This is a genomic window from Mesorhizobium sp. M0292 (assembly GCF_040321695.1).
Classification (GTDB): domain Bacteria; phylum Pseudomonadota; class Alphaproteobacteria; order Rhizobiales; family Rhizobiaceae; genus Mesorhizobium.
The window spans coordinates 127,858-144,239 of the sequence record NZ_JAMYSB010000004.1 but is presented as its reverse complement, the minus strand read 5'-3'; the positions used below and the strand labels follow the sequence as shown (position 1 = coordinate 144,239).

At 65.2% G+C, this 16,382-nt stretch carries 4 protein-coding genes; 2 read left to right on the top strand and 2 right to left on the bottom strand.

All coding sequences use genetic code 11. The features are described from left to right. Positions 1-247: 247 nt before the first annotated feature. The gene (gene pbpC, locus NKI96_RS07585; protein WP_031249190.1) at positions 248-2,353 is read right to left on the bottom strand and encodes a penicillin-binding protein 1C; all 2,106 of its coding nucleotides are present in this window, start codon (positions 2,351-2,353) and stop codon (positions 248-250) included. An 83-nt stretch (positions 2,354-2,436) separates the two neighbouring features. Further along, complete coding sequence (locus NKI96_RS07580; protein WP_352803595.1) at positions 2,437-7,923, bottom strand: alpha-2-macroglobulin family protein; 5,487 nt, start codon at positions 7,921-7,923, stop codon at positions 2,437-2,439. 277 nt (positions 7,924-8,200) lie between these two features. Between NKI96_RS07580 and NKI96_RS07575 the strand changes: the two genes are divergently transcribed. Both NKI96_RS07575 and NKI96_RS07570 read left to right on the top strand, forming a co-directional pair. Then, positions 8,201-10,129 carry an autotransporter assembly complex protein TamA gene (locus NKI96_RS07575; RefSeq protein WP_023725409.1) on the top strand — a complete coding sequence of 643 codons (1,929 nt, stop codon included), beginning with the start codon at positions 8,201-8,203 and terminating at the stop codon, positions 10,127-10,129. Positions 10,130-10,131: 2 nt separating this feature from the next. Beyond that, positions 10,132-16,179: a translocation/assembly module TamB domain-containing protein gene (locus tag NKI96_RS07570; protein WP_352803593.1), complete on the top strand. Its 6,048-nt coding sequence runs from the start codon at positions 10,132-10,134 to the stop codon at positions 16,177-16,179. Positions 16,180-16,382: the final 203 nt, after the last annotated feature.

Below are 16,382 nucleotides of genomic sequence, written 5' to 3'. Positions count from 1 at the left end.
GGCTAAGGCCAATCCTCGATGCAAGCGCTTCGGCACACCCCCCTCTGGCCTGCCGGCCATCTCCCCCGCAAGGGGGAAGATCAGATGTCGCTGCGGCTTTCGCCAATTTTCAACGTTGCTGAATGAGCGCGGCGCCGAAGCTGCCAATCTCCCTCCTTGCGGGGGAGATGGCCGGCAGGCCAGAGGGGGGTGCCTCGCGCCGGGCCTCGGGCGAAGAAGCCCAATCCCCTGAATCGCTTGGCGCCATCTATTCAACGAACACCTTCACGCTTGCCGCGCGTCCCACGGCGTCGATGACGGTGAGCGTCGAATAGCCGGCGCCGTCGGGCAGCCAGGTCGCGGTGCGGCGGCGGTCGATGCCGACGAGCGGCTTGCCATTGGCCAGCCAGCGGAACGGCGCGCGGCCGCCTTGCAGTTTCAGCACCAGCGGCGAGGCCTCGGCGGAATTGGTGGCGAGATCGACGCGGGCGCCGTTGGGCGGGAAAATGATCGTTGGCGCCGGTTCCGTCGGGCCTGCCTGCACCAGTCCGTCGGCGCCGGCGCCGAAGCGCCCCAATGTCACCGGCAGGTCTTCGCGCCTGGCCTTGAGGACACCGGCCGGCTGGCTGGGCAACGGGACGGCGGTGAGGCCGGAGCGGACGAAGCCCTCGAACAGGATGGGGGCGGCCGAGACATAGCCGGACAGGCCGGGCACCGCACCGGCATCGGCGCGGCCGACCCACACACCCAGCACGTAGCGGCCGTCGAAGCCGACCGACCAGGCGTCGCGGTAGCCGTAGGACGTCCCAGTCTTGTAGGCGATGCCGCGCTGCAAGGCGCCCTCGGGCGGCTTTACGCCCGACAATATGTCGGTGATCTGCCAGTTCGCCTGGGCGTCGAGGATCGTGGCGGTGGTGCGCTCGGCATTGGCCGGCTCGGTGCCGTCATGCAGCGTGTTTGCCTTGCCGCCATTGGCGAGGCCGGTATAGAGCTGGACGAGATCGCGCAGCGTTACGCCGACGCCTCCGAGGCCGATGGCGAGGCCCGGCGCCTCGTTGACCGGTAGCACCGGGCTGACGCCGGCCTGGCGGAAGCGCGCCATCAGCCGTGCCGGGCCGACCGAGTCGAGCACGCGGATCGCCGGAACGTTGAGCGACAGCTGCAGCGCCTGGCGGATCGAGACATCCCCCTGATAGCCCATGTCGAAATTCTTTGGCCGGTAGCCGCCGAAATCGACCGGACTGTCCTCGATCAGCATTTCCTGCGCCACCAGCCCTTGCTCGAAGGCGAGGCCATAGATGAACGGCTTCAGCGTCGAACCGGGCGAACGCACGATCCTGGTCATGTCGATCCAGCCGGAGCGGCTGGCATCGAAGAAATCGGCCGAGCCGACTTCGCCAAGAATGTCGCCGGTGCGCGCGTCCGCCATCACCATGGCGACCGACAGGCGCGGCCCAAGCTTGATCGCGGCATCTCGCGCCACCTGTTCCAGCCCTTGCTGGACGCTTTTGCGGATCGTCAGCTGCAATGGCTTGCCGGGTACGGCCTTGGGCAGCATGGCATAGGCGGCATGTGGCGCCAGTGCCGGCAGTTTGCGGCGCAAGCCCGAGACATCATCGAGCGCTGCGCGCGCGGCCTCGCGCTCGCCAAGCAGGTCAGCTGATACCATGCGGGTCAGCACGCGGTCGCGGGCTGCATGAGCGATGGTGAGATTGCGGTCGGGCCGGCGCTTTTCCGGCAATTGCGGCAGCGCAACCAGCAGGGCGGCTTCCGAGACCGTCAGCCGCTTCGGCTCCTTGCCGAAATAGGCGAGTGACGCGGCGCGCACGCCTTCGAGATTGCCGCCATAAGGCGCCAGCGTCAAATAGCGTTCGAGGATCTCCTGCTTAGACAGCCGCCGCTCGATCTGGATGGCACGCAGCATCTGCTTGATCTTCGAGCCGAGGCTGCGGTTTTCGCGTGGCTCGATCAGCCGGGCAAGCTGCATCGACAGGGTCGAGCCGCCGGAGACGATATGGCCGCTGGTGGCGAACTGGCCGGCGGCGCGCGCCAGCGCCAGCACATCGACGCCATCATGGTCCCAAAAGCGCTTGTCTTCATAGGTGACCAACATGTCGACGAACTGCTTGTCGACCTGGTCGAGATGAGTGTCGAGCCGCCAGTAACCGTCCGGCGTGGCGAAGGCGCGCAACAGCTGGCCGTCGCGGTCCTGGACCTCGGTGGAGACGGTGAGCCTTCCGGGCAGCGGCGGCGGAAAAGCGCGGTCGAGTTCCCAGAGAGAAGCGGCAGCGATCGCCGCAAAGCCGACGAGGGAGGCGGCGGCGATGCCTGTTCGACGGAGAAATTTTCTGGAGAGCATGGTGGTGCCCTTCATCCGCCTGCCGGCTCCTTCTCTCCGCATAGCGGGGAGAAGGAGATGGTCGCGGACATCGGCGTGTTCATCTTCGTCAAGGCGCCTTACGGCGCCTTGATCTCCATCATGCCGGTGGCGGTGCGGGCCGAATATTGCGGCCGGTACATGTCCTCCACCGTGGCTGCCGGATGGGCATAGGTGCCCGGCGTTACCGCACGCACGACGTAGGCCAGCATGATGTTGCGGTCGCCATCGCCGTCATTGGGATTGAATGCCGCGACGAAACGGTCGTCGCGGAATTCGAGATGGGCTGCGTCCGTTTGCGCCAGCCAGGTGAAGTTCGACAATTGGGCGCTGGAGACAAGGCCCGGATTGTCGATCTCGAAGCCGGCCGGCAACAGGTCGGTGATCAGCAGGCGCGAAGGCCAGCGGTTCTGCTCGTAAACCTTGAGCACGACCACGTAGCGTTCGTTCTGCGTCGCCTCGGTGACGTTGGCTTCGGTGCCATCGAGCTTGTAGTAGGTGCGGTCGATGGTGAAGCCGTCGCCGCCGGCCGGCAAGGGCTCTACCGGCGAGGCGACCGTGGTGACGACCGCCTGCAGCGGCGTGGCGCCGGTGTTGGCGATGGTCAGCGGGCTGTCGGCAATGTCGGTGCCGCTGAGGTGGTTGGAATATCCACCTGCATGCGGCGCGCCGTTGACCGAGAGCGTGATCGAGTCGTTGCCCGACTTCAGCGCGCGGGCCGCCAGAAGCATCCAGGACTCGTCCTGCGTGCTGGTCCAGCGGGCATCGGCGCGTTCCCTTGCCACCAGCCGGATCAGCTCCGGCACGATGGTCGGCACCGGCTTCGATTCGGCGGCGAGCGCCAGGATCGCGGCGCCATCACGCAGCCGCGAGCCATAGTCGGACCGGTAGTAGTCGTATTCGGTGGTCGACTTGGCCAGCTGCAGCGCCGTCTGGAAGGTTGCTTCCGAACGCTGCGCGTCGCCGTAGAGCGCCAGGCTCGCCGCCAACTGGGCGACGGCCATCGGGCTCGAGAAGGCTTCGAGCTTGGTGTCGGCGTAGTAGCGCAGATCGCCGACCGAGGCCTTCTTGTTGCGGGCCAGAACATAGAGCGCGTAGGCGATTTCGCTGCCGCGATCCTGGACGTCCTGGTCGTAACCGACCGAGTTTTGCAGATTGCTCAGCGCCTGGCTCATCGCCAGGGCCGGCACGTCGTAGTTCTGCTCGCGCGCCCGGGTCAGGAAGTCGGTGACGTAAGAGTCGAGCCACAGATCGCCGGAGCCCGGACCCCACAGGCCGAAGCTGCCGGCCGAAGCCTGGTAGCTCAGCACCTTGTAGATGGCGGCCTGCACGCGGCCGTGCAGTTCGGGATCGCTTTGCATGCCAACGCCGGACGCCAGATCGTTGACGTAGAGAAGCGGCATGGCGCGGCTGGTGGTCTGCTCGGCGCAACCATAGGGGTAGCGGTCGAGCGTCATCAGCAGTGACGGCACGTCGAAGGCCGCAGCCTGCGAAACGCCGACGCTGATCGAGGCGCCGTCGAGCAGGCTTGCCGCGAGCAGCTCCTTGTCGACGCGCAGCGAGCCGCCATTGCCCTTGAGGTCGACGACCAGACGGGTGGTGACCGGCAATTGCGCCGGACGCACCGGAACATACAGCGTCTGCTCGACGGCGGTGCCGTCGCCATGGGCGAGCTTGATGGTGATCGAGGCATTGCCCGCCGTCTGTGCAATCAGCGGCACGGTCAGCGTCTGGCGCTTGCCCTTGGCCAGCGTCAGCTTTTCGGGCAAGGGCTTGTCGCCGGTCGAGAGGTCGCCGGTCGTGGCGATCGACAGGGCATAGTCGCCCTCCGGACCGTCGGTGTCGGCGACGTCGAGCCGCATGATAGCTGCATCTCCAGGCGCCAGGAAGCGGGGCAGGCCGGCAGTGATCACCACCGGATCGCGCACGATGACATCGGTCGTGGCATGGCCGACGGCCTCCTTGGTCCAGGCGACGGCCATGACGCGCACGGTGCCGTTGAACTGCGGGATGTCGAAGTCGATCCTCGCCTTGCCGTCGGCGTCGAGCTGGACCGGGCCGGAGAAGAAGGCGACCAGCTTTTCGGTCGGCGGACTGCCTTGCGGCTGCATTGAGGCGCCGTCGCCGCCGGTCCTGAGCTTGCCGGTGGTGCCGAGGGAGCCGTCGATGAGACGGCCATAGATGTCGCGGACTTCGAGCCCGAGCATGCGCTGGCCGAAATACCAGCCCTCCGGATCCGGCGCCTTGTAGTTGGTGAGGTTCAAAATGCCGACATCGACGGCAGCGACCGTGACATAGGCATTGCTGCCCGGCGCTACGCCGGCGACCGAAACCGGGATCGACAGCTGCTGGCGCGGCATCGTCTTGTCCGGCGGCGTCAGGGTAACGGCGAGCTTTTTCGAGCCCGGGTCGACCGTCAGCCATTTTACGCCGATGGCGCGCGCCGGCATGCGGGTTTCCTGCGCATCGCCGGGCCGGAACAGGGTTGCAGTGATGTAGGCGCCGGCGCCCCAGTCGTCACCGACCGGGATGTCGACCGTGCTGCCGCCGGCCGGCACGGTTGCCGTGACGGTCTTGAGCAGCTTGTCGGCGCCGATGGTGACCAGCAGTTCGCCGGCAAAATGCGGCGACACCTTCAGCTTGGCCACGTCGCCGACGGCATAGCTGTCCTTGTCGAGAGCGATCTCGAGCCCATCAGGCGTTTCGGTGGAGGTCGAGGAGACATACCAGCCGGCGTCGAACTCATAGCTGGTCGCCGGGCCCTCGGGATCGGCAGTCTCGATCTCGAGCCGGTACTGGCCCCAGTCGACCGGCATCGTCACGGTCGCCTCGGCATCGGCGCTGAGATCGACCTGGCCGTTGGCGATCGACTTGGTGAAGGTGACCGGTTCGTAGTTCCACGAGTTGTTGTTGCGGTACCACTGGTAATTGCGTTCGACCTTGACCAGCGACCACTGCGCGCCCTTCAGCGTCTCGCGCTTGCCGTCGGGGTCGACCGCGATGAGGCTGAACTTGGCGGTGCCGCCCTGCGGCACCTCATTGTCGGCGAAATCCGGACGAATGCCGATCATGTGGCCTTGCGGTTGGATGCCGATGTTGAGCGAGCGTTCGATGGCGCGGCCGCCGGTTTCACGCATGCGAACCGTGACCTTGGCGTCGACCAGCTTGGTGGTCGCGGGCAACTGGTCGACCGTGACCGGGAAGGTCGCCTTGCCGTCGTCGCCGACCACCGGCAGACCGGTGAACGGGGTGACCGAAGGCTCGGCCGACTGCTCGTCGGCAAGGCCGAACGAATAGCCGGCGAAACGGTCCCAGTCGCGCGCCGTCGACAGCGTCAGCTCGCCTTCGAGCGCGAGGCCGGCGGCCGGCGCGCCATAGAGGAAGCGGCCGTCAATGTCGATGTTGGCGGTTTCGCCCTGGGCGATCTCCTGCTTGTCGGACTTCATGTCGAACTCGATGCGATCCGGCACGAAGTCTTCGACCAGGAACATCTGGCTGGAAACGGCCGCCTGCTTGGGATCGGTATAGATCGACACCGTCCAGGTGCCGCGCATGGCGTTGGCTTCCAGCGGCAGGTCGACGGCATAGCCGCCGGCCGAGACGCCATCGGCAACGATGCGGCGGTTCTCGACGCCGTCGGGACGGGTGAAGATGAAGGTCAGCGGCAGGTTTTCCACCGCTTTGGAGGCGCCGTCGCGGGCAAGGGCTGCGACATGCACATCCTCGCCGGCGCGGTAGATGCCGCGTTCGGTCCAGGCATAGACATCGAGCGCGCCCGGTGCGGCGCGTCCGGCGACGCCGCGATCGGACAGATCGAAGCCGGCGCGGCCCATGTCGAGGAAGACGAAATCGTTGTCGCCCTGCTTGGCCATCAGAACGGCCGGCACCATGCCGCCGTCGCCGCGCGTCAGGCCGGGGTTGAAGACAGCATGGCCTTCGGCGTCCGACGTGGCTGTGCCGAGGATTTCATTGTTCCTGGCCAGCAGCGTCAGTTCGGCGCCGGCCATCGGCTTGGCGGTTCCGAGCGAGCGGGCAAAGACATTGAGGCCATCCTGGCCGGTATAGGTCGACAGGCCGATGTCCGAGACGACGAACCACTGCGTGGCAAGCGAATTGTAATTGTCCTCGTCATTTTCATTTACCGCTTGCGCGGTCAGCACGTAGACGCCGGGCTTGCGCTGCGGCAAGGCTTCGTCGACCGGGAACGAAGTCGTGACGTCCTTGTTGAGGTCGTTGGCGATATCGAGCTGCCCCTGCCAGACCGGCTCACCCATCTGGTCGGAAATGCTGGAGATATCATAGCCGTCGAGCTGCTTTAGGAACTGATAGCCGGACAGAAGCTGCGCCAGCGAACGATCGCCGATGCGGTAGAGCTTCATCTGCGCGGCATTCATGTTGACGGTGACGACCGGGATGCCGCGGCGGGCGCCGGCGGGCAGCACGAAGCTGTCGCCGGTGAAGCGGGCGGACGGCGCGCGGTCCTGCACATAGATCGACAGCACGACCGGAGCGGCGGTGACCTCGCCGATGGCGGCCGGCAGGCCGGCGCGGAAGGTCACTTCGTAATGTTGGCCGTGCTCCAGGCCTTCGACGCAGATCTGCTTGTCCTTTGCCTCGACGCCCTTGGGCGGCTGGTTGTCGACGGTGACGAACTGGGCGTAGTCGACGCCGGTCTTGACCAGCTCCTCGGAAAACTGCGCGCAAATGCGCGGCGCGCTGGTGTCGGCGTCGATCGAGTGATCGATGACGCGGAAGCCCTTGCGGGCCTTGAGATCCTCATATTCGGCCTTGACCGCCGGCGAACTGACCAGCGCGAGGCTGGCTTCATAAGCCTGCAGGGCTGGACGGTAGAGATCGCGGCGGTCGAGGCCGTTGCCGAGCAGCGCCAGCACTTCGGCGCGGGTCTTGGTGGTGCGCAGCAACTTGTAGGCGTTGATGGCGGCGGAGGTGCCTTTGACCGGCAGATTGTAGGATTCGGAGGTGCCGCTGGCCGGCTGTATGGCAAGCGTTTCACGCGCCAGACCGAGCCAAAGCTGACCGTCGTCAGGCAGGACCGAGACCGCGGCCTCGTATTTGTTCATGGCCTGCCCATGGTCGCCGGTCAGTGCAGCCTGTTCGGCGGCGGCGCGGAGTGATTCCAGCCCGTCGGTCGGCTTGTCATAGGCCGGATCGGTCAGCTTGTTGCGGTATTGCTGGGCCTGGTCGGCCATCCAGTTGGGGAAGAAGGCGAGTTCCGGCGGGGCGCCGATATCGGGGTCGCCATCGACATTGACGACCTTGCCCGCGACCGCGCCGCTGAAGGGTTTCAACTGGTTATAGTCGGACTTTAGGAAGCACCATTTGGCCTTGTTGTTGTAAGTAAAGGCGCGGCAGGCGGGGTCGCCGAGGCATGTCGTCTTGCACTGATCGAGGCTGACATTCTGGTCCGATCTGAGATCGAAGCCGAAATAGTCGGAATTATTTGAGGTCACCACCCGGCGGGCTTCGGCCGCTTGCGCTACAGACCCCCAGGCGAAAATGAGAAGAATCAAGATCGACAGACCACGAGCCGCCGCGCGCATCGCCATAACACCCTCCAGACACTGCTACGTCCGCGGCATGTTCAAGCTTCAGTCAAGCTTGTCAACACGAGGACGGGCAGGTTTCCGCCCGCCAACGGTTCCCAAACCGGCCAATGACCGGTATGCCGATAGTTCATCCACGGGAAAGGGATCACGCTTTCTTGCGAAAACGCAGAAGGTGTGAATTCCAAGCCCTGCCTATTTCAGACAATTGGATTGTGGCCCCTTTACGAGCGCTTCAAAACTTCATTCCAATTTTAGTTTTGTAACCTAGGTTGTCCTGATGCCGGCGTATGAAGCGCAGATGTCGAAGGTAAGTGCGCCACGGCGCACGCTTTCGCGTGCGCTGATTGTGGCGTTGGCGTGCTCGACCGTGCTCGTTGCCGAATCGGGGTCGGCGGCCGCCTTCGAGCTCTTCGGCATCAAATTGTGGGGCTCTTCGAATGACGAGGACGCCGATATCGTCGACCCGCTGCGCTATGTGGTGACCATCGAAGCGCCCGATGCCGACAAGGACCTAGTCAAGAAGCTCGAAAACGCCTCGTCGCTGAAATCCGACGAAGACCGCCCGGTTTCCGGCTCGCTCGGCCTTTTGGCAAAGGCGCGTAGCGACCGCGAACAGCTGGTCGCCGCGCTTTATGCCGACGCCCGTTATGAAGGCGTCGTTACCATCACCATCCAGGGCAAGGCGCTCGACGATTTGCCGCCCGATGCCGAATTTACGGGTCCGCAGCCGATCCCGGTGGTGATCAGCATCTCGAGCGGGCCCAAATTCACGCTCGGCAATATTCGGCTGGAGGGCGATGCCGCCGGGCTGGCGAGCGCCGATTTCGGCCTGATAGCCGGCGGCGATGCCGGCTCGGGCGCCGTGCTCAAGGCCGAGGCGCTGATCGTGCGGGCGCTGAAGCAGGAGGGCCGGCCGCTGGCCCGGATCACCGACAGGCAGGTCGTGGCCGAGCACACCACCTCGACGCTCGACGTGACGCTGACGGTGGCCGCCGGGCCGGTTGCCGGTTATGGCGACACCACCGTCGATGGCACCGAGAAGGTCAATCGCGAGTTCACCGAATATATGACCGGGCTGAAACGCGGCCGGCAATATTCGCCCGACGAGATCGACGATGCCCGCGACCGGCTGCTGAGGCTCGAAGTGTTCAACAGCGTGACGCTGAAGGAAGCCGACAGTCTCGACGCCGACGGCAACATTCCGATCGGCGTTCAGGTCAGCGAGCGCAAACCGCGCTATTTCGGCGTCGGCGGCACTTTCTCCAACACCGAAGGGCTAGGCCTGGAAGGCTATTGGGGCCACCGAAATCTGTTCGGCCGGGCCGAAAAGCTGCGCATCGAGGGCAAGATCAGCGGCATCGGCAGCAACGATCTCAGCGAGCTCAACTACAATGCCGGCATCATGTTCGAGAAGCCGGGCGTGATCGGGCCGGCTTCGAAATTCATCGCCAGCGTCAAGACCGTCCTCGAACATCCCGATGCCTACGACCATTTCTCGGTCAAGGGCAGCACCGGCCTGTCCTATGAGATCGACAAGAAGCAGACGGTTTCGGCTGAAATCGCGCTGGACTATTCCAGGATCACCGACGCCTTCGGCAAGCACAAATACCTGATCGCCAGCATTCCGCTGCAATATGTCTATGACAACAGGGACAACCGGCTCAATCCGACCAGCGGCTTCAGGGTTCTGGCCTATGCCGAACCGAGCTACGACATTCTGAGCGGCGCCGCCTTCCTCAAGCTCAGGGGCGAGGGGTCGGCCTATCAGTCGCTCGACACGGCCTCGAAATTCGTGCTTGCCGAACGCGTCGCGCTGGGTTCGATCGTCGGCACCGGCCTTCAGAACGTTCCAGCCGACAGGCGCTTCTATTCCGGCGGTGGCGGCTCGGTGCGGGGCTATGCCTATCAGGGCATCGGACCGAAGGACATCGACAATCAGCCGATCGGCGGGCTTTCCTTCTTCGAAACATCGGTCGAAATGCGCATTGCGCTGACCGACACGATCGGCATCGTGCCGTTCGTCGACGCCGGCACTGTCTCGACCACAGCGACGCCGGACTTTTCCGACGTGAAGGTCGGCGCGGGCGTTGGCCTGCGCTACATCACGCCGTTCGGGCCGCTGCGCATCGACGCCGCCGTGCCGCTCAACCGCGACCGTGGCGACCCGCGTTTCGGCATCTATGCCGGGATCGGACAGGCGTTCTGACGATGAAGATTTTGAAACGCATCCTTCGCCTGTTTTTCTACACGCTGCTGATCGTGGCGGCGGCGGGCATCGGCGCGCTGGTCGTGCTGACCAAGACCGAGCGCGGCCGCGAAAATCTCGCCGGCATCATCTCTGACATGGCCTCGTCAAGGGACAGCAAAGTCACGGTCAGCGGCATTAACGGTATCTGGTCCGGCGCGCTGACGGTCGACCATGTCGTGCTGGAAGACCGCGAGGGCGCCTGGCTGGTGGCCCGCAAGGTGGCCATCGACTGGTCGCCGCTGGCGCTGCTGTCGAAGAATTTCAGCGCCGACCGCATAGCGGCCGAACGGATAGAATTGGCACGGCTGCCTGTGGCGAGCACCGAGCCGAGCAAGAGCGGGTCGGGCGGCCTGCCGGTTTCGCTTGATATCAGAGCGATCGATTTGCCGGAGATCGCGCTCGGCCAGCAACTTGCCGGCAGCGGTATTGCCGAACTTGCAGCCAAAGGATCGGCAAAAGTCGATGCGTCGCCGCTGGCGATCCAGACGGTGCTCAACGTTACCCGCCATGACGGCAAGCAAGGCAATGTCGACGCCAACATCCACTTCGCGCCGGATGAAAACAAGCTCGACCTCGATCTCAAGGCTTCCGAGCCGGCCGGCGGCATCATCGCCAACCTGCTCAAGCTACCCGGCGCGCCGCCGGTCAACATCGTCGTCTCGGGCACCGGGCCGCTGGCCAACTGGAGCGGCATCGGCACCTTCATGGTCGACGGTCAGATCGTTACCCAGCTCACCGGCCGGCACCAGCTCACCGACAAGGGCAACCGGATCGAGGCCAAGGGCGACGGTTCGTTCGAAGGCTTCCTGCCGGAACGGTTCAAGTCGCTGTTTGCCGGCAAGACCAGCTTCGACCTAGCCGGCACGGCGACCGCGGCCGGCGGCGTCGACATCGAGCGCGCTGCGATCGAGAGCGACGCAGTTCATGGTACCGCTGCCGGCATGGTCGACCCCAAGGGCGCCAGCGACCTTTCGGTCGAACTCGTGGCCAAAGCCAAGCCGGTCACGGTCAATGTCGGTACCCAGGCGCAGCCGATCATGGTGGCCATCAACAATGTGACCGCGCGCGCCTTCGGTGACGGCAAGGCGCCGATGATCGATGCCGGCGCTTCGCTCGTGTCGGTAGTTGCGGGCGGTTCTCAGGTGAACAATCTCGATGCGCGGATCCATTCCGACGGTTTCGACATCGAGAACCGCAGCGGCCCGGTCAGCGTGTCGCTGGCGGCGGCCGGGCTGAAGACCGACGTCGCGACACTGGCCCCGCTGGTCACCGGCAAGCTGACGGCCTCTCTTTCCGGCTCGATCAGCAAGGATGAGATCTCGCTCGATGAAGGCACGCTGCGCAGCGATGCTCTCAATGCCGGGCTGACGGCCAAGGTGACGCTGGCCGATCTCGCCATGACGCTGAAGATGAATGCGGATGCTGTGTCGACGGCGCTGCCGCCGCAGATCAGTTCGCTGCTTGGCGAACGGGTCAAATTCTCGGCGACCGCGACGCGCGATCCGCAGGGCTCTTTCGCCGCCAACTCGATCGAACTCACTTCCGGTTCGCTGAGCGCCAGCGGCACCGCCAGCGCGCAAGGCAGCGATATCCAGGCCGACATCAAGGGCAAGCTCGGCGACGTCTCGGTGCTGTCTTCGCTGGTCGGCGTGCCGATCGCCGGCGGGGTCGATTTCGCGCTGACGGCAAGCGGCGCGCGCAACGCACCGGATTTCTCGGTTTCGGCCGACAGTGCCAGCCTGACGGCCTCCGGCCGCACCGTCAAGGACATCAAGCTGACCGCATCGGGCAAGGCCGACATTGTGAGCCCGGCCGCAGATGTCTCGCTGACCGGCGCGGTCGACGAACAGCCGCTCGCCATCAAGGCGGCGCTGGTGACGAGCGATGGCAAGCGCTCCATCAAGGGGCTCAGCGTAGCGCTGGGCGACAACAAGGTGTCGGGCGACCTCACGCTCGATGAAAAATTCCTGCCGCTGGGGACGCTGACGATCTCCGCCCCCGATATCGCGCCGCTGGCGTCGCTGGCCGGGCAGACGGCGGCCGGCGATATCGGCGGCACCGTGGTGTTCGCCAAAGACGGCGAGGCTCCCACTGTCACCATCAATGCAGCCAGCGTGTCGATCGCGCGCGGTGATGTGGCAGCCAAGGCAGTCACCGTCAGCGCACTGATCGCCAACTATCTCAACAGCCCTGCGATCTCCGGCACGATCAAGGCCGAGAGCGTGACCTCGGGAACGACCGTCGTCAGTGGCATCGGCGTCGACCTCAAGCGTGACGGCGACTGGACGAATTTCACCGGCGGCGCAACCATATCAGGCATTCCGGCGACAGCTGCCGGGCGGGCGAAGATTGCCGGGGGCGCGACCAGCGTCGAGGTCGCGTCCGGCGAGGCGACGGTGCGCGGCATCAAGGTGGCGATCGCCGAGCCGTCGAGCCTGACCATTGCCGATGGCATAACCAACATTCAAAGGCTGGTAGTCGATCTCGGCGGCGGCTCAGTGACGCTGTCGGGCACGGCGGGCCAGACGCTCGATCTGGCGGCGACCTTCTCGGCGCTGCCGGCTGCGCTTGCCAATGGCTTTTCGCCCGGCCTCGATGCCGCGGGCACGCTCGACGGCACGGCGCAAATCACCGGGCCGTCAGCAAATCCCGACATTCGCTTTAATGCAAAACTGGCCGGCGCCGAGACCAGCCAGACCCGTCAGGCCGGGCTCGGACCGCTCGATGTCGATGCGGCCGGCAGCTATTCGACGGCCGGCGGCGTCGTGCTGGATAAGGCGACGCTGTCGGGCCAAAAAATCTCCGGCAAGGCCGCCGGCACCGTCAACCCGAACGGCGCCAGCGATTTCGCGCTCGATCTGACATCGTCGGGTCCGAGCCTGCCGTTGACGCTGGGCAGCGCGGAAAGCCCGATCAAGCTCGAATTGCAGGCGCTGTCGGTGAAGGCGGCCGGGCAGGCTGCGCAAGCCAAGCTCGACATCTCGGCGGTACTGCCTTCGGTGGCGACGGATGACGCCAAGGTCGAGGGCATTGCGCTTGCGCTGCATTCCGATGCATTTGATATGAAAAGCCGAACCGGTCCGATCTCGGGCACGGTGACGGCGGACAAGATCGGTCTAGACAATCCGACCATCGCGCCGCTGATCGTCGGCAAAATCACCGCCAAGGTCGCGGGCAGCCTGGCGGCCGATGCGATTACCATCGACAGCGGCTCGGTGCAGGGCGATGCGCTGGGCAGTGCCTTCAATGGCCGTGTCGGCATTGCCGATGGAGCAATCGACCTCAACCTCAACGCCGACGTGCTGTCGGCGGCATTGCCGGCTGCGGCGCGCAGCGTGCTGGCAGAGCGCACGGAGCTCAGCGCCACGCTGAAGCGGGATGCCAATGGCAATGTCAGCGCCAATCCGGTCACGCTGGCGTCGGGCGCACTGACCGCGGACGGTCAGGCCAGCCTCGCCGACAACAAGCTTAGCGCAGATATCAAGGGTGCACTGGCCGACATCTCGCTGTTGTCGAAAGATGCCAAAGGCGCGATCAGCTTTGCACTCAACGCGCAGGGGCCCAGCCTGGCGCCGGACCTGTCGCTGACGGTCAACAGCGACCGCCTGCTGGTGGCGGAACGCGAAATCACCGGACTTAAGCTGATTGCGACCGGCAAGGCCGATGCCGCGAACCCGGCAGCCAATGTGCAACTGACCGGCAATGTCGCGGGGCAGGCACTGCAAGGCAGCGCGGTGCTGGCGACTGCCGACGGCAAGAGCGCCATCAACGGCCTGCTGCTGTCACTCGGCAAGAACAGGATTTCCGGCGACCTTGCGCTCGACGAGGCTTTCGTGCCGGTCGGCACCATCGCGCTCGACCTGCCCGATATCGGACCGCTGGCGGCGCTGGCGCTGGAAAAGGCCGAAGGCGATGTGCGCGGCACTATTGCATTCTCCAAGACCGCGGATGGCCCGAACGTCGCCGTCAAGGCTGCGACCGCTTCGATTACGCGCGGCGACCTGCAGGCGAAGACGGTGTCGATCGATGCGCTGGTCGCCAACTATCTCGCCGCGCCGGTCATCTCGGGCAAAATTCGCGCCGACAGCGTCATTTCCGGCGGCACCGCCATCAGCGGCATCGATGTCGATTTGAAGCACGACGGCGACTGGACCGGGTTTTCCGGCGGCGCCACCGTCAAGGGCATTCCGGCGAAGGCTGCGGGCAGGGTAAAGGTGGCTGGCGGCACCACCACCATCGAACTCGCTTCCGGCCAGGCCACGGTGCAGGGCATCAAGGCGGCCATCGCCCAGGCCTCGACCGTCAGCATCGCCAACGGCACCACGACGCTGGACAAGCTGGTGCTCAATCTCGGTGGCGGCACGGCGACGGTGACCGGCAAGGTCGGGCAGGCACTCGACATCAGTGCCGCACTGTCGAAGGTGCCGGCCTCACTCGCCAACAGTTTTTCGCCGGGCCTCCAGGCCGCCGGTTCGATTTCGGGAACAGTCAAGGTAACCGGCGCGCCGGGCAATCCGACTGTCGCCTTCGATATCGATGCTGGTGGGGTGCAGACCTCGCAGACGCGCAGCGCCGGTCTTGGCGGCATGAATATCTCTTCGTCGGGAACATTCGCCGGCAAGAAGCTCACCTTCAACGCCGACATCAGCGACGGCGCCGGGCTTGGCCTCAAGGGCGGCGGTACGGTGACGACGGCCGGCACACCAGCGCTGGTGCTCGACTTCAACGGCAAGGTGCCATTTTCCTTCCTGGCCGCCAAGCTTGCGGCGCAAGGCCTGTCGCTCAGCGGCACCGCCAACGTCAATATCCAGATGCGCGGCCCGGCGGCGTCGCCGGTGATCGGCGGCACGGTCAGCACGTCGGGCGCCCGCCTGGTCGACGCGCGCTCCGGCCTTGCCGTCAATGACATTGCCGCCGACATTTCGATCGGCAACGGCGTTGCCCGGGTCAACCGGCTAACCGGCACGCTGTCGACACGCGGCAGCCTGTCGGCCTCCGGCACACTCGGCATCAATCCGGCGCAAGGTTTCCCAGCCGATTTGTCTATCAAGCTGGTTGACGGCCGCTATACCGACGGCAGGGTGGTGACAGCCAATCTCGGCGGCGACCTGACCATCAAGGGGCCGCTCACCTCGGCGCCGGTGATTTCGGGCACCGTCAACCTGGCCAAGACCGTCATCACCGTTCCCGATAAGCTGCCGGGCTCGCTGGCAGCGCTCGGTGTCAAGCACAAGAACGCCCCCGCCAGCGTGCGGGCGCAGGACAAGGCCTTGCGACCGGCGGCGGCCAGCGGTGGTGGCGGCAGTGGGCTTGTCCTCGACGTCACGGTCAATGCGCCGAACCAGATCTTCATCCAGGGCAGGGGTGTCGATGCCGAGTTCGGCGGTTCGCTGAGGCTGACCGGCCCGGCGGCTTCGCCGCAGGCGGTCGGCACCTTCACCTTGCAGCGTGGGCGGCTGTCGATCCTCGGCAAGCGGCTGACCTTTACCGAAGGCACGGTCGGCTTTTCGGGGTCGCTGGTACCCTACCTCAACTTGACCGCGACATCGACCACGACCAGCGCCACCGTCACCATCGTCGTCTCGGGCGAAGCGACCAATCCGAAATTCGACTTCTCATCGGTGCCGGCGCTGCCCGAGGACGAGGTGCTGGCGCAGCTGATTTTCGGCCGCTCTATGTCGAACCTGTCGCCGCTGCAGATCGCGCAACTGGCCGAGGCCGCCGGCCAACTGGCCGGCGTCGGCGGCTCGACCTCGCTGCTCGAAAACCTGCGCAGTGCAATCGGCGTCGACGACCTGGATGTGACCACCGATGACCAGGGCGGGACGGCCGTGTCGGCGGGCAAGTATCTCAATGACCGCACCTATGTGACGATCCAGAAAGGCGACAGGCCAGGATCGGGCAAGGCGACGATCGACCTCAATGTCGGGCGCGGCGTCAAGCTGCGTGGCGAGGCTAACGATGGCGGCGAGGCCAAGGGCGGCATATTCTACGAAAAGGAATATTGAGTTCCTGGCCCTTACCGCCGCCGGAACTGGCGCTGTCTCAACCCGCCCAAATGTATCAGTTACTCGCCTAAGCAGATTCCGGCGGAATCTGGGCGCGCTAGCACTTTTGCGCCAAGTCTGTCGTTATCACGCGAACCGCTCCCTTTTCAAAGTTGCACATTCCCTAACAGGTTCCGTAGCCATGCCGTCTTTGACATCACGGC

Excerpts from the sequence above, each read along its gene's own strand:
- pbpC (WP_031249190.1), bottom strand. The coding sequence starts at position 2,353 with ATGAAGGGCACCACCATGCTCTCCAGAAAATTTCTCCGTCGAACAGGC.
- NKI96_RS07580 (WP_352803595.1), bottom strand. The coding sequence starts at position 7,923 with ATGGCGATGCGCGCGGCGGCTCGTGGTCTGTCGATCTTGATTCTTCTC.
- NKI96_RS07575 (WP_023725409.1), top strand. The coding sequence starts at position 8,201 with ATGCCGGCGTATGAAGCGCAGATGTCGAAGGTAAGTGCGCCACGGCGC.
- NKI96_RS07570 (WP_352803593.1), top strand. The coding sequence starts at position 10,132 with ATGAAGATTTTGAAACGCATCCTTCGCCTGTTTTTCTACACGCTGCTG.